Annotated in this window: 3 protein-coding genes and 1 pseudogene; 1 reads left to right on the forward strand and 3 read right to left on the reverse strand. The window is 65.2% G+C overall.

What is annotated here, in order from left to right; all coding sequences use genetic code 11:
- Nucleotides 1-332: 332 nt before the first annotated feature.
- The 3 genes and pseudogenes from WAX14_RS10175 to WAX14_RS10185 all read right to left on the reverse strand — a co-directional run bounded on the left by WAX14_RS10175 (nt 333) and on the right by WAX14_RS10185 (nt 2,256).
- Nucleotides 333-1,729, reverse strand: a pseudogene (locus WAX14_RS10175) (IS1380 family transposase).
- Between the two features lie 94 nt (nt 1,730-1,823).
- Nucleotides 1,824-2,099 carry a hypothetical protein gene (locus WAX14_RS10180; protein WP_422627963.1) on the reverse strand — a complete coding sequence of 92 codons (276 nt, stop codon included), beginning with the start codon at nt 2,097-2,099 and terminating at the stop codon, nt 1,824-1,826.
- A 10-nt stretch (nt 2,100-2,109) separates the two neighbouring features.
- Nucleotides 2,110-2,256 carry a hypothetical protein gene (locus WAX14_RS10185; protein ID WP_422627964.1) on the reverse strand — a complete coding sequence of 49 codons (147 nt, stop codon included), beginning with the start codon at nt 2,254-2,256 and terminating at the stop codon, nt 2,110-2,112.
- A 73-nt stretch (nt 2,257-2,329) separates the two neighbouring features.
- Here WAX14_RS10185 and WAX14_RS10190 point away from each other — a divergent pair.
- Nucleotides 2,330-2,512 (forward strand): hypothetical protein (locus WAX14_RS10190; RefSeq protein WP_422627965.1); only part of this gene is annotated, 183 nt, incomplete at its 3' end.

A 2,512-nucleotide genomic window follows, 5' to 3' on the forward strand; every position in this document is an offset into this window, starting at 1 on the left:
TGGACTCGTACAAGTCCACCGCCCGACGGCGGAACTCGTCGGTGTAGTTCTTCCTGGCCATCCTTGGATTCTCGCTTCCCCAGCAGTGTGCTGGATTCCGCGTGTCCAAGGTCAGGGGTCAAGCTCCGAGCCGCCCTGCGGAGGGAGGCTTCAAACCGCCTCATGCTGCGTTGGCTAAACCTGAATCCGTGGATCGGCGATTTCGACAGGAGCGATGGCAGTTTCGACTCCTTGGACCGACGATGGACATGCGTATTCCGCTGACCGGGTGTCAGCTCATCCACGTTGTCGAAGGTCCTCGAGGTAGGGCCGGGGGCGGCGGAACGGATAGGTCAGGCCGATTGTGGTCGCCCGCGTGCTGTACCGATAACCCTGGACCACAGGGTGTTCCACTGTTTCTGCCACGGCCAGTGGGCGGGCAAATGGAGCACAGGTCTGCCAGCAGGGCGCGCGAATCGGGCCGGAGCGTTCACCAAGTTCCGGCGCAACGTGACACCGCGAGCGACGGCATGAGTGCCGCCGACGACGGTGCCCGCGGCACGGAGCAGGTTGTGCGCGATCGCCGCGCAGATCACCCAGGCACAGTTCGCCGGAAACCGACCCGACGGGATATGCGCCAGCGGCCCGTCGATCAGATCCGCGAACACCGTTTCCAGGATCGCATGCTTGCGGTGGGTCAGGTCCGCGTCGACGGTCGGCAGATCGGAATTGGTGAAAAACGGGTGGTACCCAGACGGGGAAAAGCGCCTCGGGATAGTTCGCGTCCTTGACCCGGCGCACGACCAACCGGGCGGTGACCTGGTGGCGTCCGGAGAACGCCGTGTATTCGACCTCCGCGACCTCGGCGTCGGAGATCAACTGTCCGGTGTCGGGGTCGGTGACCGCACCCGGATAGTGCACCGGCGTCCACGCCTGCTCGTCGATGCTCTCGATCGCCCGGGTGATGCGCGGATTGCGGGTCATGGCCAGCGAGAACTCGATACCGGACCGGATCGAGGCTCCGATGACGGCCTTGTTGCCGAACGCCGAATCACCGCGGACCATGATCTTGCCCGACGCTCCGCACGCTTTCGCGGTGGTGATCGCCGAGCGCAATTGGGACGCGGCGCCGCGACCGGAACCGGTCTTGCCGGCGCGCAACCGCATCTCGGCGACCACCGGCGCGGACTGCGCGGTCGACAGCGTCGTAACCAGGGGGTTCAACCCTTTGCGCAGCACGGTGCGGCCGGAGATCTTGGCGTGTCCGTAGGACGCTCCCTGTTTCTGGTGTCCGTAGACCGGGCGCAGCAGCGAATCGATGTCGAGGAACGCCCGCCCTTCGATGCCCGGCAGCAGGGGGTGCGGGCTGCGAGGGCGATCAGGTGTCGGCGCAGCACCGCACCGAGTTGGAGGCTGTGTCCGTAGGTGAACTCGCGTAGGAAGATCCCCAGGGTCGAGGGGGCGTAGACCTGGTCGAACAGGGTGGGCATCCCTCCGGCGCGGAGCAGGTTCATGTCGTCGATGTAGTCCGCGCCGGTGCACATCCCGGCGATGATCGAGGTCAGCTCCCGACCGGATTGGCGGCGCCCGATTTGACTCGGGCACTGTCGATGTCGACGTGGGTGTCGATCAGCTCCGACAGTCCTGCGTGTTCGGCGAGTTCCAGTACCGGGATCAGGCCGGCGGACGACACGAGGTTCGTCTCGTCGAAGGCAGCGGCGTCTGCGCGGAAGGTGTGCGATGATTTCAACTGAAAGTGCCTCGTGGTGTGATGGAAGTCTGGACCTTGACACTCCCGATTATCCCAGCTCACAAGGTACTTTCGTCATTTCACGCGCCGATTTTCATTCAGGATCGTCCACGGATTCAGGCTTAGTGGCCCCGAACCTTTGGTAGGCGGCTTGCCGGGTGGTGTCGAGGGCCAGGCCGATAGCCGCCCAGGAGTCGCCGTCTTCGCGGGCGGCGGCGACGGCGGCGCGGAGTTCGGATTCGGCGTCGGCGAGGTGCTTGCGGGCGGCAATAATACGCCGCAGGTTCTTCGCGTCGCGGGCTTCGGTGGTGTTCGGGTCCAGGTGGTCGAGGCCTGTGGGGTCTGCGCTGGTGCGCTTGATCGTTTGCATGTGTATCACCTCAGGTAGTCGTAGAACTTCGCACGAAGGCGGTCTGCTCGGCGATTCGGACGATCGCCCCGGTGCGGGTGTCGGGGTCGCGTCGGGCTTCGACGGCGAGTCGGGTTGCTCGTTCACGGAGTTCTTGGGGGTATTTGGAGTTCGTCATGGTGAATCAGGGTGGTCCTTCCGGATGTCTGGCTCACCCTCAATGAAACCAGGGACGATTCAGTGTCGTGTTCATGCGTGTGCTCCCTACGCTGGTGCCCGCACCGTGCGGCGCGGTCGTCGGGTGGCGGCGGCGTTGGTGTCCTCGCGGCCGCGACGGTGATGGTGTGGCGCGCTGCGGTGCGCTCACCGGCTGCGGCGAGGGTGCCCGCAGCCGGGTGGGTTCAGCGCTGTTGGTCGGTGATCAGGCGGTAGAG

Origin of the sequence: Rhodococcus sp. (in: high G+C Gram-positive bacteria) (assembly GCF_049299235.1) — a bacterium.
Taxonomy (GTDB): domain Bacteria; phylum Actinomycetota; class Actinomycetes; order Mycobacteriales; family Mycobacteriaceae; genus Rhodococcus.